This window comes from Rhizobium sp. P1_B8, assembly GCF_056406515.1.
Genome location: NZ_JBFTZZ010000001.1, coordinates 310234 through 334830, shown reverse-complemented (window position 1 = coordinate 334830; position 24597 = coordinate 310234). Strand labels below are relative to the sequence as shown.

Below are 24597 nucleotides of genomic sequence, written 5' to 3'. Positions count from 1 at the left end.
TGATGAGAGCGTGGCGGATGTCACGGCGCGTCGTCGCGATCCGACAAGGGGGAGACGTATATAGGCTTGTCCACAACCCGTTTCCACACTCCGGATTTGGGGTTGCAACGCAAAGCCTTTGCGATAATGTGCGCGCTGACCTGCACGTAAGAGGTCAAACACCGGGAACAAATGTCTAATAAAGGCGAAAAGCCTAGAAAGGTGGACCCACCATGAACCATTTCGCGAAAAAATTTCTCGCCTCTGCAATGCTTGGCACATTGCTGGCGTTTTCGGCCCATGCGGCTACGCTCAACATTCACAATGGTGGCGACCCGCAGTCGCTCGATCCACAGAAGCTTTCCGGAGACTGGGAAAACCGTATCGCCGGCGACATTTTCGAAGGCCTCGTTACCGAGGACGCCAAGGATAATCCGATCCCCGGCCAGGCCGAAAGCTGGACGATTTCGCCTGATGGCAAGGTTTACACCTTCAAGCTTCGCGACGGCATCAAATGGTCAGATGGCCAGCCGGTAACGGCAGGAGACTTCGTCTTCGCCTTCCAGCGCCTCGTCGACCCGAAGAACGCCGCTGACTATGCCTATCTGCAGTTCACCATCAAGAACGCCGAAAAGATCAACAAGGGTGAGATCACCGATCTCAACCAGCTCGGCGTCAAGGCGATCGACGACAAGACGCTCGAAATCACCCTCGAAAATGCCACCCCCTATTTCATCAATGCCCTGATGCATTACACCGCCTACCCGCTGCCGAAGCATGTCGTCGAGGCAAAGGGCCAGGATTGGGTCAAGATCGGCAACATCGTCACCAACGGCCCCTACAAGCCCGTCGAATGGGTTCCGGGCTCGCATGTCACCACAGTCAAGAACGACCAGTGGTATGACACCAAGGACCTGAAGATCGACGGAGCGAAGTTCTTCGTGCTCGAAGACCAGGAAGCCGCGCTGAAACGCTACCGCGCCGGCGAATTCGATATCCTCACCGACTTCCCGACCGACCAATACGAGTGGATGAAGAAGAACCTGCCGGGCCAGGCGCATGTCGCCCCCTTCTCCGGCCTCTATTATTACGTCGTCAACTCACAGAAGCCGCCCTTCAGCGACAAGCGCGTCCGCCAGGCTCTCTCCATGGCGATCAACCGTGAGGTCATCGGCCCGCAGATCCTCGGCACCGGCGAGCTGCCGGCCTATTCCTGGGTTCCGCCGGGCACGGCGAATTACGGCGATCCGGCCTATGTCAGCTGGAAGGACCTGCCCTATAGCGAGAAGGTCGCCGAAGCCAAGAAGCTTCTGACCGAAGCCGGTTTCGGCCCGGACAAGCCGCTCCACGCCGTGCTCAGCTACAACACCAACGACAACCACAAGCGCATCGCCGTCGCCATCGCATCCATGTGGAAGCCGCTCGGCGTCGATGTCGAGCTCGTCAACGCCGAAACCAAGGTGCATTACGACCAGATGCAGCGTGGCCAGGTCGAAATCGGCCGCGCCGGCTGGCTCGCCGACTATAACGATCCGGACAACTTCCTGAACCTCCTGGTGACAGGCGTCCAGATGAACTACGGCCGCTGGTCCAATCCCGAGTACGACAAGATGATCAAGGAAGGCAACGCCGAGACGGATCTCACCAAGCGTGCCGCGATCTTCAAGAAGGCCGAACAGCTGGCGCTGGATGATTCCGCCGCCCTGCCGATCTACTACTATGTCTCGAAGAACGTCGTTTCGCCGAAAATCGAAGGCTTCGTCGATAACATCCAGGACATCCACCGCACCCGCTGGCTGTCGATGAAAGAGTAAGGGAAAACGGTCCTTTCCGCGCGTTGCGGAAAGGACCGGCCCACGACCATGATCAAATACGCACTCCGTCGCCTTCTGTCGACGATCCCCGTCATGTGGATCGCCGTAACAGCCTCGTTTTTTGTTTTGCGCCTTGCCCCCGGCGGCCCTTTCGATGGCGAAAGGCCATTGCCGCCGGTGATCCTGAAGAACCTTGCGATCCACTACAATCTCGACAAGCCGCTCATCCAGCAGTACCTGATCTATGTCGGTGACCTGCTCCGGGGCGATCTTGGCCCCTCCTTCGCCAGCGAAGATTTCACCGTCGCCCAGCAGATCATGATCGGTCTGCCCTACACCTTCACCATCGGTACGGCTGCCTTCCTGATTGCCATCATCGTCGGTGTCGCCGTCGGCTGTCTTGGGGCGCTCTATCAGAACAAGGCACCGGATTATATTCTGGGCGCGCTCATCCTGATCGGCGTCGTGCTACCGAACTTCCTGATAGCGCCCATCCTGCAGCTCGTCTTCGGCATCCATCTCGCGTGGTTTCCAGTCGGCGGCTGGGGTGACGGCTCGATCAAATACCTCATCCTGCCGATCGTCGTTCTCGCACTGCCGCATGCCGGCCGAATCTCGCGCATCACGCGCGGCTCGATGATCGAGGTGATGAACCAGAATTTTATCCGTACCGCCAAGGCAAAGGGCATCGGCCCTCGACTGACGGTCATGCGCCACGCGCTGAAGCCCGCCCTGATGCCGGTCGTCTCCTATTTGGGTCCGGCAGCAAGCTATCTTCTCACCGGCTCGCTTGTTGTCGAGAGCATCTTCGGATTGCCCGGCATCGGCCGCTATTTCGTCAACGCAGCGCTGAACCGTGATTACGGCATGGTTCTCGGCACGGTCATCTTCTACATGGTGCTGATCGTGTTCCTGAACCTTCTCGTTGATATCGCCTATGCGTGGCTCGATCCGAAAGTGAGAAACAGATGATCCTCAACCCCGCAAAACGCGAGCTGCTTGCCCAGGAGCTGCTGGCGGCGGAAGGCCTTGCACCCGAAAGCCGCTCGCTCACTAAGGATGCGTTGCGCCGCCTCGGCCGCAACAAGGCAGCCGTCCTGTCGATCGTCGTCCTCACGCTGCTGATCCTCGTCGCCTTCATCGGCCCCTGGTTCATTCCCTTCAACTATGAAGATCCCGACTGGGCGGCCTTCCGGATCCCGCCCTCGTTCGAGACCGGTCATTATTTCGGCACCGACCCGAACGGCCGCGACCTTCTCGCCCGCGTCCTTTACGGCACCCGCGTCTCGCTGGCCGTGGCGCTGACGGCGACCGTCGTTTCCGTCTTCATCGGCGTCCTCTACGGTGCGGTATCGGGATATATCGGCGGCAGGCTGGATGCGATCATGATGCGCTTCGTCGATATCATGTATGCGCTTCCCTATATCCTCTTCGTCATCCTGCTGATGGTGATCTTCGGCCGCAACGTCTATCTGCTCTTTGCCGCCATCGGCGCGCTGGAATGGCTGACCATGGCCCGCATCGTTCGCGGCCAGACGCTATCGATCAAGCATCGCGAATTCATCGAAGCGGCCCGCGCATCCGGGCAGCGGCCGTTCAAAATCATCATCAAGCACATTATCCCGAACCTCGTCGGACCCGTGGTCATCTTCGCAGCATTGACGGTGCCTGAAATCATCGCCACCGAAAGCTTCCTTTCCTATCTCGGCTTCGGCGTGCAGGAACCGCTGACCTCGCTCGGCACGCTGATCGCCGAGGGGACCGATGCCATGGAAAGCATGCCTTGGCTGCTGGTCTTCCCGGCAAGCTTCCTCGTGGCCCTGCTGCTCAGCCTGCTGTTCATCGGCGACGGCCTGCGCGACGCGTTCGACCCGAAGGATCGTTAAATGACGGATACCCTCCTCGAACTCAAAGACTATTCGATCACCTTCAAAACGCCGGACGGTGAGGTGAAGGCAGTCTCGAACATGAACCTGACCGTCAAGCGCGGCGAGCGCATCGCCATCGTTGGCGAATCCGGTTCCGGCAAGAGCCAAACCTTCCTCGGCATCATGGGCCTGCTCGCCAAGAACGGCAAAACGACGGGACAGGCGCTGCTCGAAGGCAAGGACGTGCTGGCGCTGAAACCGCGCGAGCTCGACCAGATCCGCGGCAAGGACATGGCGATGGTCTTCCAGGACCCGATGACCGCCCTCAATCCATCGCTGAAGATCTCCCGGCAACTGACGGAGCAGCTCGAGGTTCACGGCGGGCTGACGGCGCGCGCGGCATCCGCCGCCGCACTCGACATGCTGAAACGCGTCGGCATCCCCGATCCGACACGACGCTTCCATCTCTACCCGCACGAGCTCTCCGGCGGCATGCGCCAGCGCATCGTCATCGCCATGGCGCTGCTCACCCGGCCGAAGCTTCTGATCGCCGACGAACCGACGACGGCGCTCGACGTCACCATCCAGGCGCAGATCCTCGATCTCTTCAACGACCTGACGGCGGAGATGAACACGGCGCTCGTCATGATCACCCACGATCTCGGCGTCGTTGCCGGCCTCGCCGACCGCGTCGCCGTCATGTATGCCGGCCGCATCGTCGAGGAGGCTCCGGTCGACGAACTCTTCGACAATCCGGCCCATCCCTATACCGCAGCACTGCATGCCTCGATCCCGCGCCCTGACCAGGATGTTGACGACCTCGTCGTCATCCCCGGCCGTCCGCCAAACCTGAAGCACCTGCCGAAGGGCTGCAATTTCTCGCCGCGCTGCTCGCAGGTCCAGGACGATTGCATCGACCGGCCGCCGCCGCTCGAAACGCTGGCACCGCACCATTGCGCCGCCTGTTACCACCCCTTCCCGCGTCGCGAGGAGCTGTTGAACCATGGCTGAACGATCGCTTCTGAGGGTCGAGAACCTGACGACCCAATTCGAACTGCCGACAAAAGGCCTCTTCAAGCCGCCGATCTTCCTGACCGCCGTCAACAATGTCAGCTTCGACCTCAGCGAAGGCCGCACGCTTGGCATCGTCGGCGAATCCGGCTGCGGCAAGTCCACGCTCGGCCGCTCCATCTTGCGGCTGTTGAAATCGCAGAAGGGCCGCATCCTCTGGCAGGGCCGGAACCTGCTCGACCTGTCGGATGAGGAAATGCGCGCCGCGCGCCGCGACATGCAGATCATCTTTCAGGATCCGATCGCCTCGCTCGACCCGCGCATGACGGTCGGCGACATCATCGCCGAGCCGCTCACCGTCTTCGAGCCGAAACTCTCCAAAGCCGAGCGCACCGAACGTGTCCGCGAGATCATGACCGCCGTCGGCCTGGTGCCGGAGATGATCAACCGCTATCCGCACGAATTCTCCGGCGGCCAGGCGCAACGCATCGGTATCGCCCGCGCGGTCGTCACCAAACCGAAGCTCATCATCTGCGACGAGCCGGTTTCGGCCCTCGACGTCTCGATCCAGGGTCAGGTCATCACGCTCCTGCGCAAGCTGCGCAAGGAATTCGGCCTGACGCTGATCTTCATCAGCCACGACCTCTCCGTCGTCCGCCTGATCTCAGACGATGTGCTGGTGCTCTATCTCGGCAGGGTGGTGGAAGCCGGCGACTGCGCCACCGTCTTCGATCATCCGGCCCATCCCTATACGCAGGCGCTCTTCTCCGCCGCGCCCATCCCGGATCCGAAGCTTGCGCGCCTGCGAACACGCATCCGCCTGCAGGGTGACCCGCCCTCGCCGCTCAACCCGCCGAAGGGCTGCGTCTTCTCACCGCGCTGCTGGAAGGCGACCGACATCTGTCGCACCGAAATGCCGCCGACCGAGGAGGTCCGCCCCGGGCAGAAGGCCGCCTGCTATCATATGGACAGGCCATGAACGGAAAGACGGCCGCCCAGGCGGCCCTCGCCTTGAATGTCCGACCGCCGTCCATCCCGGGACGAAGCGGACTATTTTTGGATCTAAAGTCCCCGATAAGAAAGATTTTATGAGCGAATGCTATCCCATTTCGGCCTAATCGCAAGCCAGGGGAACGCATACATGAAATCGAAAATATCAGCTTTGATCGCACTCGCCGCCACGATGATCGCCGCCTCCGCCGTTTCGTCGCATGCCGAAGATCTGAACTTCAAGCTCACCAACGGGACGAACTCCGTCCTGACACGTTTCTACAGCTCGCCGACCGGCGTCGGCGAATGGGAAGAAGACGTCTTCGGTGACGACGTTCTCAATCCGGGCGAAAGCATCGATATCACCATCGCCGATGGCCGCACCGTCTGCAAATACGACATGCGCTTCGAATTCGAAGAAGGCTCAAACCTCGCAACCACGGAAGATACGCAAGATCTTTGCGCGATGGGCAGCTACACCATCCACGAATAGGCGTCCTTCTGAAAGCCCGCCTTCGCCTCGCCCGCGAAGACGGGCTTTCATCTCCCGCAATATCGACGCTTGTCACTCTGCCCGGCTCCGCGTATCAGCGAATGAAGACCTGCGGATAATCCGCCAATTCAAAGTGATAGAGTGTCCCTAGCGCGTCCTGTTGGATCCGCAGCGCTCTAAGCCGGGAGGACAAGGTGAGCAGACGGTTTCTATCGATCGGTGAATGCATGGTGGAACTCTCGCAGGCAGGTGACGGCCTGCTGCGCAAGGGCTTTGCCGGGGATACCTTCAACACCGCCTGGTATGCCCGCGCCTGCCTTGCCGCCGACTGGTCGGTCGATTATTTCACCGCCCTCGGTGACGACGCCATGTCGGATGAGATGCTGGCCTTCATCGACACATCAGGCATCGGCACCAGCCTCATCCGCCGCATCAGGGGCAGGACGCCCGGCCTCTATATGATCAATCTGAAGAACGGCGAACGTTCCTTCAGCTACTGGCGCGACAGCTCGGCTGCCCGCAGCCTGGCGGCTGATCCGGACCGCCTGCGCGAGGCGGTGGAGAGCGCTGCCGTCATCTATTTCTCCGGCATCACTCTTGCCATCCTGCCACATGAGGATGCCGAGACTTTGCTTGCCGAAGTCCGTCGCGCCAAGGCCGCCGGCAAGCTCGTCGTCTTCGATCCGAACATCCGGCCGCGCCTCTGGTCGAGCTACGACGTGATGCACACGACAATCAGCGAAGGCGCCCGCTCCTCCGTGCTCGTCATGCCGAGCTTCGACGACGAGGCGGCCCATTTCGGCGATGATTCCATTGAGGCGACGATCCACCGCTATCGCGCACTGGGCGCCGTCGATATCGTCGTCAAGAACGGCGCTGACGGTGTCACGCTGAATTTTGCCGGCGAGCAAACATTCGTTCCGGCTGAAAAGGTGAAGAAGGTGGTCGACACCACCAGCGCCGGCGACAGCTTCAACGGCGCCTTTCTCGCACGATACCTCGAAGCAGGCGATGCGCCTGCCGCCGCCCGCTTCGCAGCAAAGGTCGCTGCCCGTGTCGTCAGCGAACATGGTGCATTGGTCGTAAGGGAAAAGCTCGGATTGGATGGCGGCTAGCCGCACATGCTGACGCAGTACGAACGCCATGCACAGGCGCTTCCGCCTTGTCGGCATCGTTTGCTCCGCTGATCCCCCTCAAATCGATCCGATTTCAGGGTTATACGAAATCAGGACTTCGTCGGCCGATCGGACTCGCGAACTGCCTCGTCATGGTACCAGCAGCTGTCGAGCGCAGCATCGCAGACGTCTGCTGCCTCGCGCTCCATCAGCCTGGCGCGTTCGAACCGGTTGGCGTTTCGTATCGCCTTAACGGGAAACTGGTAGATCGTTGCGGATTCACGATGGAAACCGGTGGGCATGAGATCGCCTCCATTCAGTTCGGCGCATCAACATTTCAGGACCATCTACATAGCACAATGCACATAGTTTATGCAAATTGCATAAAATAAGGGCAATGTTACAATTGTGATCGGTCGGCATGCTGTCTCGGCTAAAAGCTTCCGATAATTTGTTTAACACTTCATCATTTCAGCCTAACGCCGCAATTTTCATCCAGTTCCAGATGGGAAAAGTGCGTTTTGATGGGCGATACCGCCTGTGAGCGTTAAAAACAGCCCGATTTTCCAAAAGAGAAAAAATCGGCCGGCACGCTGATTCGCGATTTTTCTTTTGCGTGGCGCCAAAACTGGCACGCTACGTGCTTTTAAAGCGTCATCCCTGGCGGTCGGATGCGCTTGCGCGCCGAGATCACCTCCGGATTTGCTCACCTTCGTAGCATTGAGAGAGTCACGATGACAAAATATAAGCTCGAGTATATTTGGCTCGATGGGTACACTCCGGTACCGAACCTGCGTGGCAAGACGCAGATCAAGGAATTCGACGCATTCCCGACGCTGGAACAGCTTCCGCTCTGGGGCTTTGACGGCTCCTCGACACAGCAGGCTGAAGGCCGCAGCTCCGATTGCGTGCTGAAGCCGGTCGCCATCTATCCCGACCCGGCCCGTACCAACGGCGCTCTCGTCATGTGCGAAGTCATGATGCCGGATGGCGTCACGCCGCATGCATCGAATGCCCGCGCTACCATCCTCGACGACGAAGACGCCTGGTTCGGCTTCGAGCAGGAATATTTCTTCTACCAGAACGGCCGTCCGCTCGGCTTCCCTGAGCAGGGCTACCCCGCTCCGCAGGGTCCGTACTACACCGGCGTCGGCTATTCGAACGTCGGCGACGTTGCCCGCGAAATCGTCGAAGAGCATCTCGACCTCTGCCTCGCTGCCGGCATCAATCACGAAGGCATCAATGCCGAAGTGGCCAAGGGCCAGTGGGAATTCCAGATTTTCGGCAAGGGCTCCAAGAAAGCCGCCGACCAGATCTGGATGGCACGCTACCTCTTGCAGCGCCTGACCGAAAAATACGGCATCGACATCGAGTATCACTGCAAGCCGCTCGGCGACACCGACTGGAACGGCTCGGGCATGCATTGCAACTTCTCGACCAAGTACATGCGCGAAATCGGCGGCAAGGCCTATTTCGAAGCGCTGATGGCGCAGTTCGAAAAGAACCTGATGGACCACATCAACGTCTACGGTCCTGACAACGACAAGCGCCTGACTGGCAAGCACGAAACGGCACCGTGGAACAAGTTCTCCTACGGCGTTGCCGACCGTGGTGCTTCGATCCGCGTTCCGCACTCCTTCGTCAAGAACGACTACAAGGGCTATCTGGAAGATCGCCGCCCGAACTCACAAGGCTGCCCCTACCAGATCGCTTCGCAGGTTCTGAAGACGATCTCGGAAGTTCCGACAGCAAGCTCGGCTTCCGCTGCCGCTTAACCTCCCAAACGGCGCCGGTCCTGGACCGGCGCCGTCATTCTCTATGCATGAAACCGCCGCCCGCCGCCGACATAATCGAGGCGATCAGGCCAGCGAAAGCCCCTGCAATCCTTGCAATATGGGCTGTAATATTTCCATCATGGTCATGCCTCAAAATAAGCAAGCGGGAATCGCCGTTCCGGAACCCCGCTGAGGGGTTGAGCGTTGCCAGATCACTGCGACGCGGATGGAAATCGTGACATGCTGCAACGTCCGGCAAACACTTATAGCGGCGAGAGCTGGGCGAATGCCGCAGCCGCCGGAAACCTGCCCGAAAGGCTGGTGATCGTTACCGATGCCTGGCACCCGCAGGTCAACGGCGTCGTGCGCTCGATCGAGAACACCAATCGCGAACTGGCGAAGATGGGCGTCGAGGTTTCGATGGTGACGCCGGAGCGCTTCAACAGCATCCCCTGCCCGACTTATCCCGAGATCCGCCTATCGATCGCCAATTACCGCCGCATCGCCCGCGAGATCGAAAAGCACAATCCCTCCTACGTGCATATTGCCACCGAAGGTCCGCTGGGGCTGACCGCCCGCCGCTGGTGCCTGAAGAACCGCATGCCGTTTTCGACGAGCTACCACACCCGCTTTCCGGAATACGTCTCCGCGCGCCTGCCCATACCGAAGAGCTGGCTCTATTCCTTTGTCCGCTGGTTCCACAATGGCGGCGCAGGCTGCATGGTGGCGACACCGAGCCTTGCCCGCGAACTGTCGGAAAAGGGCATCCGCAACCTCATGCCCTGGAGCCGCGGCATCGACGCCACGCAGTTCCGTCCGATGGTGCTCGAGGAAAACCCGTTCGGCCTGCCGCGTCCGATCTTCATGACCGTCGGCCGCGTGGCGCTGGAAAAGAACCTGCCGGCCTTCCTCGATCTCGACCTGCCGGGTTCCAAGGTCGTCGTCGGTGACGGTCCGGCCCGCGCCGAGCTCGAAAAGCAATATCCCGACGTCTTCTTCGCCGGCGTGCAGTTCGGCGAGGATCTGGCGAAAGCCTATGCCCAGGCCGACGTCTTCGTCTTTCCCTCGCTCACCGACACCTTCGGCAACACCATCCTCGAAGCACTGGCATCGGGCGTGCCGGTCGCAGCCTACCCGGTCACCGGCCCGCTCGACATCATCGGCGAGGACAGTGACGTCGGGGCGCTCGACGCCAACCTGCAAGCCGCCTGCCTTGCCGCCCTCTCCGCCTCGCGCAGCAAGGCGCGTGAACTCGCCATGCAATATTCCTGGGAAGCGGCGACACTGCAGTTCATCAACAATATCCGCGCCGCCAACGGCGTCATCACGCCGAAATGGAAGAAGGCGTGGCAGTTTGCCAAATCGCTTCCAAGAAGCAGAAAGCCCGGCGAAACCGCCGGGCCCCTCCCGTCCGCAGACTGATTGGTTTTACTTGTGAAGCGCGCTGCGAAGCGTGTCGTTCGCGACCGCAATCGCGCTGCGTGCGGCAGGCGTTTCGGCAATGGCGTTTAGCAGCACGAAGTCATGGATCGTGCCGTTGTATCGCATCGACGTGACCTTCACGCCGGCCTGGCTGAGCTTGCGGGCATAAGCCTCGCCCTCGTCACGCAGCACGTCGTTCTCGTCAACGATGACGAGCGCCGGCGGCAGGCCGTTCAACTGCTCCAGCGATGCCTGCAGTGGCGAAGCCGTCGGCTCCTTGCGCTTGGCTTCGTCGGGCAGATAGGCGTTCCAGAACCACTTCATCGCCTCCTTGGTCAGCCACGGGCCATCGGCGAACTGGTTGTAGGAACCATTGTCGAAATTGGCGTCGGTGACGGGGTAGAACAGCACCTGCTGATCGATGGCAGGACCGCCGCGTTCCTTGGCAAGCAGCGTCACCACCGCCGCCATGTTGCCGCCGACGCTATCGCCTGCGACCGCGAGCCTGGAGGCGTCGATCTTGAACTCCTTGGCATGCTCGGCGACATATTTGGTCGCAGCATAAGCCTGCTCGATGGCAACGGGATAGCGGGCTTCCGGCGAGCGCTCGTAGTCGACGAAGACGACAGCGGCATCGGCGCCGTTGGCGATCTCGCGCACCAGCCGGTCATGCGTATCCGCATCGCCCAGCACCCAGCCGCCGCCATGGAAATAGAGAATGACCGGCAGTGTGCCCTTGGCATGTTCCGGGCGGACGATGCGCAGCTTGATGCTGCCTGTCGGACCAGCCTTGATGACCCGGTCCTCTTCCTTAGCAGCAAGCTTCTTCACATCGCCCTTCTGCGCGCCGGCCAGGACATTGCGGGAATCGGCCGGCGACAGCGTGTAGATCGGCTTGCCGCCGGCAAGCCCGTCGATGAATTTCTGCGTTGTCGGCTCGAGTACCGGATCGGCAAGCGCGCCAACGGCGGAGGCTGCGAGCAGTGCTGCTGCGGAAACTACGGTCTTGATGGTCGACATTGTCTTGTCCTCTCGGTTTCGATGTTCGTTGTGAACACTGACATTATATCGCGCACGATTGTTTATCGCACAATTTATATTTCTGCATAGCTACCATGCATAAAAAGCGGCTGCGATTATTTATCGCACGATGTAAATTCGCTTGATTTTGGAGATTTCCCATGCAGGATCAGTTGAAGCTCGACAATTTCATCTGCTTTGCCGTCTATACGGCAAGCCACGCACTGAACCGCGTCTACAAGCCGCTGCTCGACACGCTCGGCCTCACCTATCCGCAATATCTGGCAATGGTTTCGCTCTGGGAACAGGACGGCCAGACCGTCGGCGGCTTGGGTGAGAAGCTCTTCCTGGAATCGAGCACGCTGACCCCGCTGCTCAAACGCCTTGAAACCGCAGGTTATGTCAGACGCGAACGCAGCCGGGAGGACGAACGCGTCGTCGTCATTCGCTTGAGCGAAGAAGGCATTCGCCTGAAGGAAAAGGCGATCGGCATCCCGGGTTGCATCGCCGCTGCCAGCGGTCGCGATGCAGTTGATCTCACCCGCCTGCAGGCCGAGATCGTGGCGCTGCGTGAGGCGCTGAATCGAAGCGTGGTTTAGCAGCTAACCGGACTGGGTATCACAGCGCTTGTGGTATGCCCCCTGCCTGCCGGGCATCGCCCCCATAGGAGGGGAGATCAGCAGGAGGCGAGCGCTTCGTCCCTCTCTGTCGATATTTAATCGCCAAGCGGAGTTGTTTTGGGAAGCCTCAACGGCCATCCGATCTCCCCCTTGTGGGGAGATGCCCGACAAGGCAGAGGGGTGTTCCCACCACGGCCCCCTGAACCCTACGTCCGCCTCTTCTTGCCTTCGAACGGATTATCAGGCGAACGGAAATGGATGCGGATCGGCACGCTCGGCATGTCGAAATCGGCGCGCAACCCGTTGATTAGATAGCGTGTATAGGATTCCGGTAGCGCATCCGAGCGGGTGCAGGAGATCATGAAGGCCGGCGGGCGGGCCTTGACCTGCGTCATATATTTCAGCTTGATGCGGCGGCCGGAAACGGCCGGAGGCGGATGCTGAATCTGCTGCGTCTCCAGCCAGCGGTTGAGACGCGCCGTCGAGATGCGTTTGTTCCAGACCCTGTCCGTGTCGATGATCGACTGCATCAGCTTGTCCAGTCCCCAGCCGGTCTGGCCGGAGATCGGCACGGCGCGGATGCCACGCGCCTGCGGCAGCAGGCGGTCGGTCTTTTCGCGCAGATCCGCAAGCACCGCCTGCCGGTCTTCGATCATGTCCCACTTGTTGAAGGCGAGCACGGCGGCACGGCCCTCGCGCAGCACCAGGTCGACGATCTGCAGGTCCTGCTTTTCGAAGGGGATCGTCGCATCGAAGACGATGACGACGGTTTCGGCGAAGCGGATGGCGCGCAGCGCATCGGCAACCGAGAGCTTCTCCAGCTTCTCGATCACCCGCGCCTTGCGGCGCATGCCTGCCGTATCGAACATCTTGATGGTGCGACCGCGCCAGTCCCATTCGACCGAGATGGAGTCGCGGGTGATGCCTGCCTCCGGCCCGGTCAAAAGCCGGTCCTCGCCGAGGAAACGGTTGATCAGCGTCGATTTTCCTGCATTCGGCCGGCCGACGATCGCCACCCTGAGCGGCTTCGTCTCGTCATAGGCCGGCTCTTCGTCCGCGTCGCTGTCCTCGCCTTCCGTCTGTGGAATGTCGACATCTGTGACGGCGACATCCTCCTTGGCGGGATAGGCCCGGTCCTCGCCGATTGCCGCAACGATCGCATCGCGCAAGTCGAGCATGCCCTGCCCATGTTCGGCCGAAATCGGCGTCGGCTCGCCGAGCCCGAGCGTGTAGGCGTCATAGAAGCCGCTGTCGGAGCCCCGCGCTTCGGATTTGTTGGCGACAAGCACCACCGGCTTGCCCCGCCGGCGCAACATTTCGGCAAGGTCGGTATCGACGGGCGTCAATCCGCTCTTGGCGTCGACGACGAAAAGCGAAAGATCCGCCTCGTCGATCGCCGCTTCCGTCTGCGCACGCATCCGGCCCTGCAGGCTTTCCGCGTCGGCCTCTTCCAGACCAGCTGTATCGATGATCGTGAAGGTCAGGCCCATCAGCCGCGCATCGCCCGGCCGGCGGTCGCGGGTAACACCCGGCGTGTCGTCGACAAGCGCCAGCTTCTTACCTACCAGCCGGTTGAAAAGTGTCGACTTGCCGACATTCGGACGACCGACGATGGCGACCGTGAAACTCATATCTTGTCCTTAACGCGATCAGCCCTGAGCGGCGGGCGCCTTGCCGGATGCGGTAATCAGATCAAGCATCATATGGGCGCGATTGGCAACATTGCGTGGGCTGTCGGTATCATCGACGATCGACTGGAACCACTGCCGCGCCTGCGCCATGTTGCCGGCTTTGTAAGCGGCAAGGCCGAGTGCCTCGCGCGCCGAATGACGGAAGGCGTTCCCGGGAACAGCCATTTCCTCGATCGCGGCCGAAACCTGTTCGTAAGCGCCGTTCTCGATGAGCAGCCAGCCGGCACGCATCTTGGCGGCATCGCGCACGGCGGCCGGAACGGCATTGTCCTTGCCGATCTCGTTGAAGGCGGCGATTGCCGCGGCGGTATCGCCCTTCTGCACCTGGACGGTCGCGGCCCGCATCCGCGCCAGCACCGGATAGGCGCCATGGCCTTCCTTCTCGAGCTTGTCGAGCGCGGCCAGCGCCTCGTCGTTCTTGTTCTCGTCGGCAAGCTTCATCGCCGCCAGAAACTGGTCGCCGGTGCCGGAGGAACGGTTGTCGTCCCAATACTCGTAGAGAACCTTGCCGGCTGTGCCGACGACGATCAGAATGGCGACGACGATGATATAGCGGCCGAACCGGCGCCAGACACCCTTCATCTGGTCGGATCGCAATTCCTCATTGACTTCACGGATGAAGCTGTCGTCGTTGAATGCCATTCTCGTCTCCGGCCGCGGAAATACCCATACACAATGCAAAACGCATATTATCGGGCCTTCTACCCCATTTTGCAGCCGTTGTAAGGGGGATGTGAAAGATTAGAGCGCCGCGCGTCCAACAGGACGTGCTAAGGACGCTCTAACACTTTGAATCCGCGCATAATCCTTCCCGAAAATCGGAATCGAATTTCGGGGTTATGCGCCGGTCACATGACGAGCGGCGAAACCCCGATCAACCATTCGTGCAGCTTCCAGATGATCAGCGCCCAAACGACGATGCCGATGACGACGGCATAGAGGTCGTATTTGGCCGAGACGAACGGCCGGAGCGTGATCTCGCCCGCCCGCTGCCGCCGTTTCAAGGAAATGCGCAGGATGACGCCCCAGCCGAGAAAGGCGGCAAACAGCAGGACCGACGACGTCTCGCCATTTGCGAGCAGGTGCGCCAGCGCCCAGATCTTCACCGACAGCACCATCGGATGTTTGGTCTTGGTTGCAATATGCCCCGCCGGCAGCAGCGAGGCGACGAGACAGATCATCGCGATCAGCATCAGCGTGATTGCTATATGCGCCATCCAGACCGGCGGATTGTACAGCATGCCGGTCACATCACGCGCCTGCCCGAAGCCGTAGATCAAAAGAACCAGCGTGGCGATGCTGGCGATCGAATAGGCCGCCCGCCAGCCCTTCTCGCCGAGGCTTGCAATCATCGAGCGGCGAAAGTCGGGCGACACCACCCGCACCAGATGCACCCCGAGGAAAAGTATGATGCCGACGATAAGCAATGTCATTGCGGATCCCTTCCGTACCGTTTGTCACATCTGACCAGGAAAGGCTCTAAGGGCTGGCGTGAAAAAATGCCAGCGCGACCGCAGCTTCGCCGCAATTCTATCGGAGGGAAACCGCGAACAAATTGTCGCGGTGTCCATGTCCCGTCTTCTCCTCTCCACCTGTCTGGCTGCCTCGTTCCTGCTCCCGGCAATCGCCGAGGCGGCCGACCGGCCGAAACAGCTCGTCATCATTTCCTTCGACGGCGCCCACGACAACGCGCTCTGGCTGAAGAGCCGCGAGATGGCGGCGAAAAACGGCGCCCACTTCACCTATTTTCTCTCCTGCACCTTCCTGATGAATGAGGCGGCGAAGAAGGCCTATCAGGCGCCGCACCAGAAACGCGGAAAATCCAATGTCGGCTTCGCGCAGAGCGACGACGAGATCCGCGAGCGCCTCGGCAATATCTGGCACGCCCACCTCGAAGGACACGACATATCGAGCCATGCCTGTGGCCATTTCGACGGCCGCCTCTGGAGCGAGGCCGACTGGTCGGCCGAATACGCAACCTTTCATGCGACGTTGAAAAACGCCTGGAAGAGCGTCGGCCTGCAGGAGCCGACCGGTTGGCAGGATCTGGTCGATCACGCCATCAAGGGCTTTCGCGCCCCCTATCTCTCGGCAACCGCGGGCGCTGACATGATCGCCGCCGAAAAGAAGGCGGGCTTCACTTATGATGCGAGCCTGGTCACCAAAGGGCCTGCCATGCCTGTCGAGGAAGACGGCATCATCCGCTTCGGCCTGCCGCTGATCCCCGAAGGCCCGAACGAGAAGCCGATCATCGGCATGGACTACAATCTCTTCGTCCGCCATTCAAAGGGTGAGGAGGATACGGCCGATTCCGCGGAATTCGAGGATCGCGCCTATGCCGCCTTCAAGGAAGCTTTCGACAAACAGTATGCCGGCGCCCGCGTCCCGCTACAGCTCGGCTTCCACTTCGTCGAAATGAACGGCGGCGCCTATTGGCGGGCGCTCGACCGCCTGGTCAGCGACGTCTGCCACCGCGCCGACGTCGCCTGCGTCAGCTATTCGGAGGCGATCCCGATGATCGAGGCCCGCGGCAGATTGCAGACGTCAGGTCTTTGATGGCGGCTATGGCGCTGTCGAGCCTTCAGGGTGTCTCTAAGTTCCCTTGAACGAGACGACGTGCCTGGCCGCCCCCTCATCTGCCTACCGGCATCTTCTCCCCGCGGGGGAGAAGAGATTCGTTGCGACGCTGCGATTGCCCCTCCTACCCAGCGAGGAGGAGGCGCCCCAAACGCCAATCTTCCGATGCTCGCAAAGATTCCCTGCCCATCAGCCGTCGGCGTGCACGACCCCCGTCTCACGCTCCAGGTAGCGCTGGTCGATTTCAGGCAGCGGTTCGTCGTCGATCGCAGCCTCGAAGGCCTTGAGGCGTTTGTGGATCGAGAGCAGTTCAATGATCGTTGTCCAGGAGTTGACGAGATACTGAAACGAGTTGCTGACCTGTCCGAAGGCGGTCGAGATCTGCTGGAAGATACCGTAAGTGATGGTGCCCGCCACGATCGTCGGCACCAGCATGAAGACCACGAAGAGCGCGTCGGCCTGGATGTAGAAATAACGGGCGACATTGAAATACATGTAGTGGAAATACATGCGATAATAGTTCCGGCGAACGTTGCCGAAGAGCTCCCTGACGGTCAGCGGCTCAGCCCGTTCCGCATGGTCTTCACCATAGACGAGCTCCTTGCGATACGCCGCTTCGACGCGCTGGTTGCGGAAATTCAGCCCCGGCAGTTTGACGCCGGCGACCGCCAACAGAAGCGTGCCGAAAGCCGACCAGAACAGCGCTAGCCAAAAGAGCGAATTCGCCACTGGCCCGATGAACGGCAACTCGGTCACGTAATGCGACAGGGCCAGAAGGATCGGAAGGAATACCACGAGCGTCATCACCGAGTTGATGAGGCTGATGCCAAGACCTTCGAGCGTGCTCGAAAAGCGCATCGTATCTTCCTGAACGCGCTGGGAGGCGCCTTCGATGTGACGAAGCTTTTCCCACTTCGACATGTAGAAATTGTTCATCGCCGTTCGCCAGCGGAAGATGTAATGGCTGGTGAAAAAGTCGGTCATGATCGATACGAACATGCTGAGGAATGCGATCTGGCAGAAGACCCACATCAGGCTGTAGAAATTATCGACGGAAATGCCTGGCTGCTTCGACAATGCGTTCTGCAGAAGGTCACCAAACGGCCGGCGCCAGTTATTGATCACAACGCTAATCTGGACGCCAAAGTAGGTCACGAAGATGATCAGTGCCGAACCCCAGATCGACCAAATCTTCCAGGGGTGGTTCAGCGCCTTCAGATGCCATGCACCGCAGAAGACCACCGCCGACAGAAAGAAATAGCCGTAGAACCAGACATTTTCGGGCAGCAGGAAGAACGAAAGGTCGATCGGCTGCTGCTCTTCGGCAACCGGCGCATAACCGAGCGATACACCGAGGCTCGCGGCGAAGAGATACCAGCCGGCAATGGAAATCAGGGTCCAAACGACGAGCGAACTAAAGAACGCCTTTGGCTGCGGAAAAAAGGAATGAAACACGGGAGGCTTTGCTTTCCTGAACTGTGAGTCTCGGGAGTGTCGTCGAACACTGATTGTGCCGGAAACTAAGGCAGTTCGAAGGAAGCAGCAATGGGTTCGGCCGATTGTTACGGAGATGTAACCGGTTAAGAGATTTTCTTGATCACGGGCATCACCAGCGCCGCGCAGGCGACGAGCGCGATCGCGGCGATCACCGTCGGGACGGTAAAACTGCCGCTGCGCTGGGCGATCCAGCCGGCAACAACAGGTCCGACGATCTGGCCGAGGCCGAAGGCGGCCGTCATCATCGCCAGGATCCGCCGCGGACTGTCAGGCGAAAGCTTGCGGCCGATCTGCAGCCCATAAGCAGTGATTGCCAGAAACGTCGCCCCGAACAGCGCCCCGCCGATCAGCGGTGCGACGGAAGGCGGCAGCGCTACGGTCGCAAGCACACCGGCGGCCTCGATCAGAAGCGCTGCGACATAGACCCCGCCAAGCCCGAGCGGCTTGACCAGCGGCTTCCAGGCAAACAGCGCCACCGCCGCCGTCAGGCCGGCGATGAACCAGCAGAGGAATTCGACGAAGGGTCCGGTTGCAGAAAGGCGCGCGATGGTAACGAGGAAGGTCGCGGTGATGACGTAACCGAAGCCGAACAGGCCGTAGGACAGCGTCAGAAGCACCATTGGCCGGTTCCAGGTGAGCGCCGGCTCCTTGCCCACCTGCGCCGATTGCGCCGGCGCCGACGGCAATAGCAGGAAGACGACGACAAGGCTTGCTGCGCAATAGAGCGCCCCGCCGATCCAATCGGCCCGCCAGCCGCCCGGTTCATCGTGAAAGCCGAGGCCGATCAGCAGCACCATGACCGAAGACAGCGCGATACCCGCACCCGGCCCGCCGAAATGCGCTGCTTGCACATGATCGTTGCCAGCGGCAGCCCCGTGGCTGAGCACGATCGACGAGGTGAAGACCATCGCAAAGGCGCTGGCGACGCCGGCCAAGAAACGAATGATGGCAAAGACGGCGACGGAATCGGTGGCGGCCATGGCGGCAAGCAGGATCGCGGTTGCCAGCAGCGACAACAGCGCCACCGGCCGCTCCCGCCCCGCCGCCCAGCCATAGGCTGCAAGCACGGCGCCGACGAGATAGCCGACGAAATTGGCCGACGCGATGAAGCCTGCATCCGCTGCCGAAAGCGGCACGCCGCTGATCATCCCGGGCAGGATCGGCGTGTAGGAGAAGCGCCCGAAGCCCATGGCGGCGGCCATGGCAACGGCGCCGGCAGCGGCAGTGGAAACAAGGTTCGGCGGGGAGTGACGGGTGCGGACGAGCATGCCGCGTTTATCGCGCTGCAGCACCGGCATCACAATCAAGTAATTCTGATCGATCTATCAATTTCCAGAAACGTCAAAAATTTTCGGTCGCGCTTGAAAGCGAATATCTTACGATATATATTTTACGACATAGCTAACGATACTTCTAACGATGAAAGGAAGAATCATGAGAGGTTTTAAAGGCGGCATGTTCGGCGGAGATTTCCGCATGGGCCGCAAATTCGCGGCCGGCGATCTACAACTGGTCATCCTGGCACTGCTCGCTGAGCAGCCGCGCCACGGCTACGAATTGATAAAGATATTGGAAGAGCGCTCGGGCGGCTTCTACGTGCCGAGTCCGGGCGTCATCTATCCCGCCCTCACTTATCTCGAGGAAACCAGTCTTGCCGAGGTGGAGGCTGAGGGCGCCAAGAAGCTCTATCGCATCACCGAGGCCGGCCGCCGCCGCGTCGAGGAAAACCGTGCCATGATCCTGCATACGTTCGCCAAGTTGGAACGCATCGGCGAGAAGATGGCCCACGTGAAGCGTGTCTTCGAAACAGACCGTCACGGCGCCGACGACAGTGATGACGGCGACTTCATGCAGGACGGCGGCGATATCCGCGCCGCCCGTATGCTGCTGCGCTCGGCGATGCGCATGCGCTATCCCTGGTCGAAACCCGAAGCTGCCCGCATCGCCGGCATCCTCGAACGCGCCGCCACCGAAATCCTGCAAGGCGGCAGGCCGGAAACGCGGAGCTGAGACGAAGACTGTACGGCGGGATTTGAGACAGAGTCAGCTCCCGCCGCCTTTCTTCATTGTTCAGTACCGGTCTTACGCCCGCTCATCCGGCAAGGTCAGAACCACCGGCCCGTTGCGCGTTGCGACCACCGTATGCTCATATTGCACGGTCGGCGCCTTCGGATCGGCATAGAGCGTCCAGGCATCGTCGCCGCCTTCGGCCCATGTTGCGCCGAGCGAGAGAAAAGGTTCGACGGTGAAGACGAGACCTTCCGTCATCATCCGTTTTTCCGAAGGGTCCGGCCAGGTCGAGAGCTCGGCCGGCTCCTCGTGCAGCGAGCGGCCGACGCCGTGGCTCGCCAGATTGGCGACCAGCGTATAGCGGTTCTTCTGCGCAAAGGCGCCGACGGCGGTGCCGATCTTTGCCAGTGGCTCGCCCGATTTGACCTGGTTGAGCCCGACCCAGAGTGCCCGTTTGCCGTCGCGGCAGAGCCGCTCGATCTTTGGCTTGATCGGCGGCACCGCGAAGGAAGCGCCAGTATCGGCAAAGAAGCCATCCTTTTCCGCCGAGACGTCGATATTGATGAGATCGCCGGCGCGGATGACGCGCGGGCCGGGAATTCCGTGGGCGATTTCCTCGTTGATACTGATGCAGGTGGCACCGGGAAACTGGTAGCAGAACTCTGGCGCCGAGCGCGCGCCCGAATCCTCGAGCACCTTGCGGCCGATCTGGTCGAGCTCCAGCGTCGTCATGCCGGGCTCCATCGCCGCTGCCATCACTTGGATGGCGTTGGCGCAGATCCGGCCGATCTCCTTGAGCTTTACCAGTTCGTCGTCGTTTGCGATAACCATTCGTCTGTTCCGGCCTTGCGCAGGACGGCCGCGGCCGCCTCAGAGCATGATGCCGAAACGTGTGAGCGGTTTTCGGACAACATGATGCTCTAACTATCTAATTTAGAACCGGATTCAAATTTTAGGCCGACCCGGTCTAAAATCATCCTGTTCTAGAGCGCCGCGCGTTCGACAGGACGCGCGAAGGACGCTCATCACGTTGAAGTGGCGCACAATCCTTTTTCGAAAATCGATTCCGATGTTCGACGTTGTGCGCTCGTCAGGCCGTGGCTTTCGCCTCTTCGCCCCTTTCAGTCAATGCCTTTCTGACGATCGGCGCGACTTTCGTGCCGTAAAGCTCGATGCCGCGCATGATCTCGGCATGCGGCATCAGGCCGATCGCCATCTGCAGCAGGAAGCGGTCGTTCTTGAAGAGGGCGTGATGGGCGATAATCTTTTCGGCGACCGCCTCGGGATCACCGACGAAGAGCGCGCCATTCGGCCCGCGCGACATGTCGAAATGCGCCCGGTTCGTCGGTCCCCAACCGCGCTCACGGCCGATGCGGTTCATCACCTCGGCTTGAGGCCCGTAGAACTGATTGGCCGCCGCCTCCGTTGTATCGGCGATGAAGCCATGGACGTTGATGCTGGTCTTCAGCTTCGCCGGGTCCTGACCTGCCCGGCGCGCCGCCTCGCGGTAGAGATCGAAGAGCGGCGCGAAACGCCGCGGCTCGCCGCCGATGATCGCCAGCGCCACCGGCAGGCCCAGCGCGCCGGCGCGCGCCACCGACTGCGGCGTGCCGCCGACGGCAACCCAGAGCGGTAGCGGATCCTGCAGCGGTCGCGGATAGACGCCGCGCCCGTTGATCGGCGCGCGAAGCTCACCCTTCCATTCCACAACCTCGTTGTCGCGCAGCGCCAGCAGCAGATCAAGCTTCTCCTCGAAAAGCTGGTCGTAGTCTTCGAGATTGTAGCCGAATAGCGGGAAGGACTCGATGAAGGAGCCGCGCCCCGCCATGATCTCGGCCCGGCCGTTGGAAATCAGGTCGAGCGTCGAAAACTGCTGGAAGACGCGCACCGGGTCATCGGAAGAGAGCACGGTGACCGCACTGGTCAGCCGGATATTCCTAGTCTTGACCGCGGCCGCGGCCAAGACGACTGCAGGAGCGGATGCCGCATAGTCCGGCCGATGATGCTCGCCGAGCCCGAAGACATCGAGCCCCACCTGATCGGCAAGCTCGATCTCCTCGATCAGGTTCTTCAGCCGCTCCGCCCCTTCGACGCCTCTGCTGCCCGCAGGGTTGGGATTGACGTCGGCGAATGTGTAAAGCCCCAGTTCCATCATCTGCATCCTGTTGAATTCTCGGCTGAGATAAGGATGCCGGGGATAGAGCGCAAATACAAATTCTGGAACGGAATGTTCGAGAATTTCGATGGGCGGCATGATGTCTTTGGGGATCCGGAAGTCCGATCGGCGACCAATCCGAATCTGAATTCAACGACTTCGAAGCGCCGGCGGAATCATCTTTCGAACCGTCTCAAACCTTGCTTGAAGCGTCAGGACGACGCGGTCTCGCCGCGCAGCCTCGCCTCCCGCTTACATCTTCGCCAGCAACTCCGCCAACTGGTCCGCTGCCTTGCCCCATCCTTCGTGGAAGCCCATCTTCTCGTGCGCTTCCTTGTCCTCGGCGCGCCAGTGCAGCGCCTTGGCCGTATATTTCGTCCGGCCGTTGCCGAGATCTTCGAGCAGGATGACGCCCGTGAAGAAAGGTTTCTCGGACGGCACCCAGGCGCTTGTATAGGCATCGGTGAAGACGATCTTCTCGTTCTCGATGATCTCGAGATAGACGCCGCGGTTTGGGTACTGATTGCCCTCGGGGTCATGCATGACGACCACACTGGAACCGCCGGGGCGGACGTCGAGCGTCGCTTCCTCCACCCCCCAGGGACGTGGCACGAACCACTGCTTCAGCAGATCAGGATTAGTCCATGCCTTGTAGATCTTCTCGCGTGGCGCGTCGAATTCGCGAACGAGGACGAGTTCATGTTGCGTGCTGGCGGTCATATCGACATTCTCTCCATTTGAATGAAACCTGTTTCCTATCAGGTTGCTACAAGGACGTGTCGACGTTCGCCGTTCCGACAGCGCGCAGTTCTTTTCGCATTTTATTTTGCGACCGGATGCGTAGCCTCTTCCTGCATCTTGTCGATCTGTCGGCGGATATGGGCTGCCTCAGCCGCCGAATGGGCAAGTGCAATGGCCCGGTCGAAGGCTTCGCGCGCCTGACTGGTCAAGCCAAGCTGCTTCAGCAGCCCGCCCCGTAAGCCGTGATAGTAGAAATAGCCGCCAAGTTTTTCGCCAAGCGGATCGATGAGGTCGAGCGCATCCTGCGCACCCTGGAGCTTGGAGACGACGACGGCCCGGTTGAGCGTTATGACAGGCGACGGCTGGAGACGCTCCAGCGCGCGATAAAGCAGATCGATCTCCACCCAGTCGGTATCCCCAGCGCGTTTTGCGCGGGAGTGAACAGCAGCGATGGCCGCCTGAATCTGATAAGGGGCAGGCTGACGATGACGCAGCGCCTTGTCGAGCAGCGCTAAGGCCTCATTGATGAAGGGCTGGTTCCACAGCGACCGGTCCTGATCTTCGAGCAGCACGATCTCGTCCCCGGCGTTGAAGCGTGCCGGCCGGCGCGAGATCTGCAGAAGCATGAGCGCAAGCAGCCCCATCAACTCCGGTTCGGATGGGAAGATATGCAGCATCAATCGCGCCAGCCGGATCGCTTCGTCGCTGAAGGCAGCCGCCTCATGCCTGGGATCGGCCTGGCTGTAGCCCTCGTTGAAGATCAGATAGATCATCGTGCTGACGATCGAGAGCCGTTCGGCCCTCTCCTGCGGGCTCGGCGTTTCGAAAGGCACGCCGGCCTTGGCGACGCGCGCCTTGGCCCGGGTGATGCGCTGTTCCATGGCGCTGTCGGAAACCAGGAAGGCACGCGCGATCTGCGGCACCGAAAGACCGGAGACGATGCGCAGCGCCAGCGCGATCTGCTGGGTCGCCGGTAGATCGGGATGGCAGCAGATGAACAACAGCCGCAGAATATCGTCGCGATAATTGGAATCGTCCAGCCGCTCGACGATGTCGCTTTCGGCATCCTCGGTATCGGAGATGACGTCCTCATCCGGCAGAGCCTGGATCTTCGCCCGCTTGCGCACCGCATCGATGCCGCTGTTTCGACCGACGAAGATGAGCCAGGCTGTGGGATCGCGCGGTGGCCCTTTCTCCGGCCATGTTCGGATCGCCCTCAGACACGCTTCCTGAAAGGCCTCTTCCGCGGTATCGAGATTGCGGAAATAGCGCAGCAGCGCGCCGAGCGCCTTCGGGCGGGCCGATGCAAGCGCGAGGTCGATCCAGGCAATGTCTGTCATGATGAAGCATCTCCGGGCCTGAAGACGTAGAAAGGCCGAATTTCGTAAGAGGTGGAACCTGGATTGACGGATGAAAGCTGCTTCGAGAAGGCGATCGCCTCGTCGAGCGTTTCAAAGTCGACGACGTAGAAGCCGAGAAGCGCCTCTTTCGTTTCCGCAAAAGGTCCGTCAATGACCAAGGGCTCGTCCTTGCCCTTGCGCACGGTGGTCGCAGCCGTCGTCGGCATCAGCCGGCCGACGGGGCCGAGTTTGCCGGCTGCGGCAAGCGGCTCCTGCACGGCGTAGAGTTTCTCCATGACGGCAGCTTCTTCCTCCTTGGACCAGGCGAAGACAGTTTCCTCATGGGCGTAACAAAGGATTGCATAAAGCATCGCTCACTCCTCTTTTTGAATGACGAAGGAGTAACCGCTTACCCGACAGGCCGCATCAAAAAATTATTGACCGGAAATTCGTGATCTTCCGGAGCACGGACGGCGTCA

At 60.6% G+C, this 24597-nt stretch carries 24 protein-coding genes; 12 read left to right on the top strand and 12 right to left on the bottom strand.

The features are described 5' to 3' along the window. Positions 1-212: 212 nt before the first annotated feature. From AC1D2N_RS01560 to AC1D2N_RS01530, 7 genes are all read left to right on the top strand, one after another. Positions 213-1793 carry a peptide ABC transporter substrate-binding protein gene (locus AC1D2N_RS01560; RefSeq protein ID WP_130652855.1) on the top strand — a complete coding sequence of 527 codons (1581 nt, stop codon included), beginning with the start codon at positions 213-215 and terminating at the stop codon, positions 1791-1793. 48 nt (positions 1794-1841) lie between these two features. Continuing rightward, positions 1842-2765, top strand: a complete 924-nt coding sequence (locus tag AC1D2N_RS01555) for an ABC transporter permease subunit (protein ID WP_017965401.1) — start codon at positions 1842-1844, stop codon at positions 2763-2765. Beyond that, a complete protein-coding gene (locus tag AC1D2N_RS01550) occupies positions 2762-3679 on the top strand; it encodes an ABC transporter permease (RefSeq protein ID WP_018243106.1) in 918 nt (305 codons plus the stop codon). The genes AC1D2N_RS01555 and AC1D2N_RS01550 overlap by 4 nt, the downstream gene beginning before the upstream one ends. Beyond that, a complete protein-coding gene (locus AC1D2N_RS01545) occupies positions 3680-4672 on the top strand; it encodes an ABC transporter ATP-binding protein (protein ID WP_130652856.1) in 993 nt (330 codons plus the stop codon). Beyond that, a complete protein-coding gene (locus AC1D2N_RS01540; protein ID WP_130652857.1) occupies positions 4665-5651 on the top strand; it encodes an ABC transporter ATP-binding protein in 987 nt (328 codons plus the stop codon). Before AC1D2N_RS01545 ends, AC1D2N_RS01540 begins: the two co-directional genes overlap by 8 nt. Positions 5652-5813: 162 nt before the next feature. After that, positions 5814-6155: a hypothetical protein gene (locus AC1D2N_RS01535; protein ID WP_130652858.1), complete on the top strand. Its 342-nt coding sequence runs from the start codon at positions 5814-5816 to the stop codon at positions 6153-6155. A gap of 194 nt (positions 6156-6349) precedes the next feature. Beyond that, on the top strand, positions 6350-7270 hold the full coding sequence (locus AC1D2N_RS01530; protein ID WP_113542379.1) for a sugar kinase: 921 nt from the start codon (positions 6350-6352) through the stop codon (positions 7268-7270). Positions 7271-7380: 110 nt separating this feature from the next. Here AC1D2N_RS01530 and gstI read toward each other — a convergent pair whose 3' ends face one another. Beyond that, positions 7381-7572, bottom strand: a complete 192-nt coding sequence (gene gstI / locus AC1D2N_RS01525) for a glutamine synthetase translation inhibitor GstI (protein ID WP_018243111.1) — start codon at positions 7570-7572, stop codon at positions 7381-7383. A gap of 432 nt (positions 7573-8004) precedes the next feature. Between gstI and AC1D2N_RS01520 the strand changes: the two genes are divergently transcribed. Both AC1D2N_RS01520 and AC1D2N_RS01515 read left to right on the top strand, forming a co-directional pair. Then, positions 8005-9045 carry a glutamine synthetase beta-grasp domain-containing protein gene (locus AC1D2N_RS01520; protein ID WP_018243112.1) on the top strand — a complete coding sequence of 347 codons (1041 nt, stop codon included), beginning with the start codon at positions 8005-8007 and terminating at the stop codon, positions 9043-9045. 240 nt (positions 9046-9285) lie between these two features. Further along, the gene (locus tag AC1D2N_RS01515; RefSeq protein ID WP_130652859.1) at positions 9286-10467 is read left to right on the top strand and encodes a glycosyltransferase family 4 protein; all 1182 of its coding nucleotides are present in this window, start codon (positions 9286-9288) and stop codon (positions 10465-10467) included. Between the two features lie 6 nt (positions 10468-10473). On the opposite strand, the gene AC1D2N_RS01510 is transcribed toward AC1D2N_RS01515, so the two are convergent. After that, complete coding sequence (locus AC1D2N_RS01510; RefSeq protein ID WP_130652860.1) at positions 10474-11487, bottom strand: alpha/beta hydrolase; 1014 nt, start codon at positions 11485-11487, stop codon at positions 10474-10476. A gap of 161 nt (positions 11488-11648) precedes the next feature. Between AC1D2N_RS01510 and AC1D2N_RS01505 the strand changes: the two genes are divergently transcribed. Further along, positions 11649-12086: a MarR family winged helix-turn-helix transcriptional regulator gene (locus AC1D2N_RS01505; protein WP_130652861.1), complete on the top strand. Its 438-nt coding sequence runs from the start codon at positions 11649-11651 to the stop codon at positions 12084-12086. Positions 12087-12313: 227 nt separating this feature from the next. On the opposite strand, the gene der is transcribed toward AC1D2N_RS01505, so the two are convergent. The 3 genes from der to AC1D2N_RS01490 form a co-directional block, all read right to left on the bottom strand. After that, entirely contained in the window at positions 12314-13738 is a 1425-nt protein-coding gene (der, locus tag AC1D2N_RS01500; protein ID WP_018243116.1) for a ribosome biogenesis GTPase Der, read from the bottom strand. Positions 13739-13756: 18 nt separating this feature from the next. Next, positions 13757-14440, bottom strand: a complete 684-nt coding sequence (locus AC1D2N_RS01495; protein ID WP_028732950.1) for a tetratricopeptide repeat protein — start codon at positions 14438-14440, stop codon at positions 13757-13759. A gap of 206 nt (positions 14441-14646) precedes the next feature. Further along, complete coding sequence (locus AC1D2N_RS01490; RefSeq protein ID WP_130652862.1) at positions 14647-15231, bottom strand: NnrU family protein; 585 nt, start codon at positions 15229-15231, stop codon at positions 14647-14649. 136 nt (positions 15232-15367) lie between these two features. On the opposite strand from AC1D2N_RS01490, the gene AC1D2N_RS01485 reads away from it, so the two are divergent. Further along, on the top strand, positions 15368-16354 hold the full coding sequence (locus AC1D2N_RS01485; RefSeq protein ID WP_026230718.1) for a polysaccharide deacetylase family protein: 987 nt from the start codon (positions 15368-15370) through the stop codon (positions 16352-16354). A gap of 210 nt (positions 16355-16564) precedes the next feature. Here AC1D2N_RS01485 and sbmA read toward each other — a convergent pair whose 3' ends face one another. Further along, positions 16565-17830 (bottom strand): peptide antibiotic transporter SbmA, encoded by a 1266-nt coding sequence (gene sbmA, locus AC1D2N_RS01480; RefSeq protein ID WP_027683515.1) that lies wholly within the window; start codon positions 17828-17830, stop codon positions 16565-16567. Positions 17831-17955: 125 nt separating this feature from the next. Next, positions 17956-19140: a YbfB/YjiJ family MFS transporter gene (locus AC1D2N_RS01475; RefSeq protein WP_197728287.1), complete on the bottom strand. Its 1185-nt coding sequence runs from the start codon at positions 19138-19140 to the stop codon at positions 17956-17958. 166 nt (positions 19141-19306) lie between these two features. On the opposite strand from AC1D2N_RS01475, the gene AC1D2N_RS01470 reads away from it, so the two are divergent. Next, positions 19307-19882, top strand: coding sequence for a PadR family transcriptional regulator (locus AC1D2N_RS01470; RefSeq protein ID WP_018243122.1), 576 nt, complete (start codon positions 19307-19309; stop codon positions 19880-19882). Between the two features lie 72 nt (positions 19883-19954). Here AC1D2N_RS01470 and map read toward each other — a convergent pair whose 3' ends face one another. The 5 genes from map to AC1D2N_RS01445 all read right to left on the bottom strand — a co-directional run bounded on the left by map (position 19955) and on the right by AC1D2N_RS01445 (position 24489). Then, positions 19955-20713 (bottom strand): type I methionyl aminopeptidase, encoded by a 759-nt coding sequence (gene map, locus AC1D2N_RS01465; protein WP_018243123.1) that lies wholly within the window; start codon positions 20711-20713, stop codon positions 19955-19957. Positions 20714-20972: 259 nt separating this feature from the next. Beyond that, the gene (locus AC1D2N_RS01460) at positions 20973-22034 is read right to left on the bottom strand and encodes an LLM class flavin-dependent oxidoreductase (protein WP_130653556.1); all 1062 of its coding nucleotides are present in this window, start codon (positions 22032-22034) and stop codon (positions 20973-20975) included. Positions 22035-22289: 255 nt separating this feature from the next. Continuing rightward, positions 22290-22757 carry an SRPBCC family protein gene (locus AC1D2N_RS01455; protein ID WP_130652863.1) on the bottom strand — a complete coding sequence of 156 codons (468 nt, stop codon included), beginning with the start codon at positions 22755-22757 and terminating at the stop codon, positions 22290-22292. Between the two features lie 101 nt (positions 22758-22858). Further along, positions 22859-24118 carry an RNA polymerase sigma factor gene (locus AC1D2N_RS01450; RefSeq protein WP_130652864.1) on the bottom strand — a complete coding sequence of 420 codons (1260 nt, stop codon included), beginning with the start codon at positions 24116-24118 and terminating at the stop codon, positions 22859-22861. After that, positions 24115-24489 carry a YciI family protein gene (locus tag AC1D2N_RS01445; protein WP_130652865.1) on the bottom strand — a complete coding sequence of 125 codons (375 nt, stop codon included), beginning with the start codon at positions 24487-24489 and terminating at the stop codon, positions 24115-24117. Before AC1D2N_RS01445 ends, AC1D2N_RS01450 begins: the two co-directional genes overlap by 4 nt. Positions 24490-24597 lie beyond the last annotated feature (108 nt).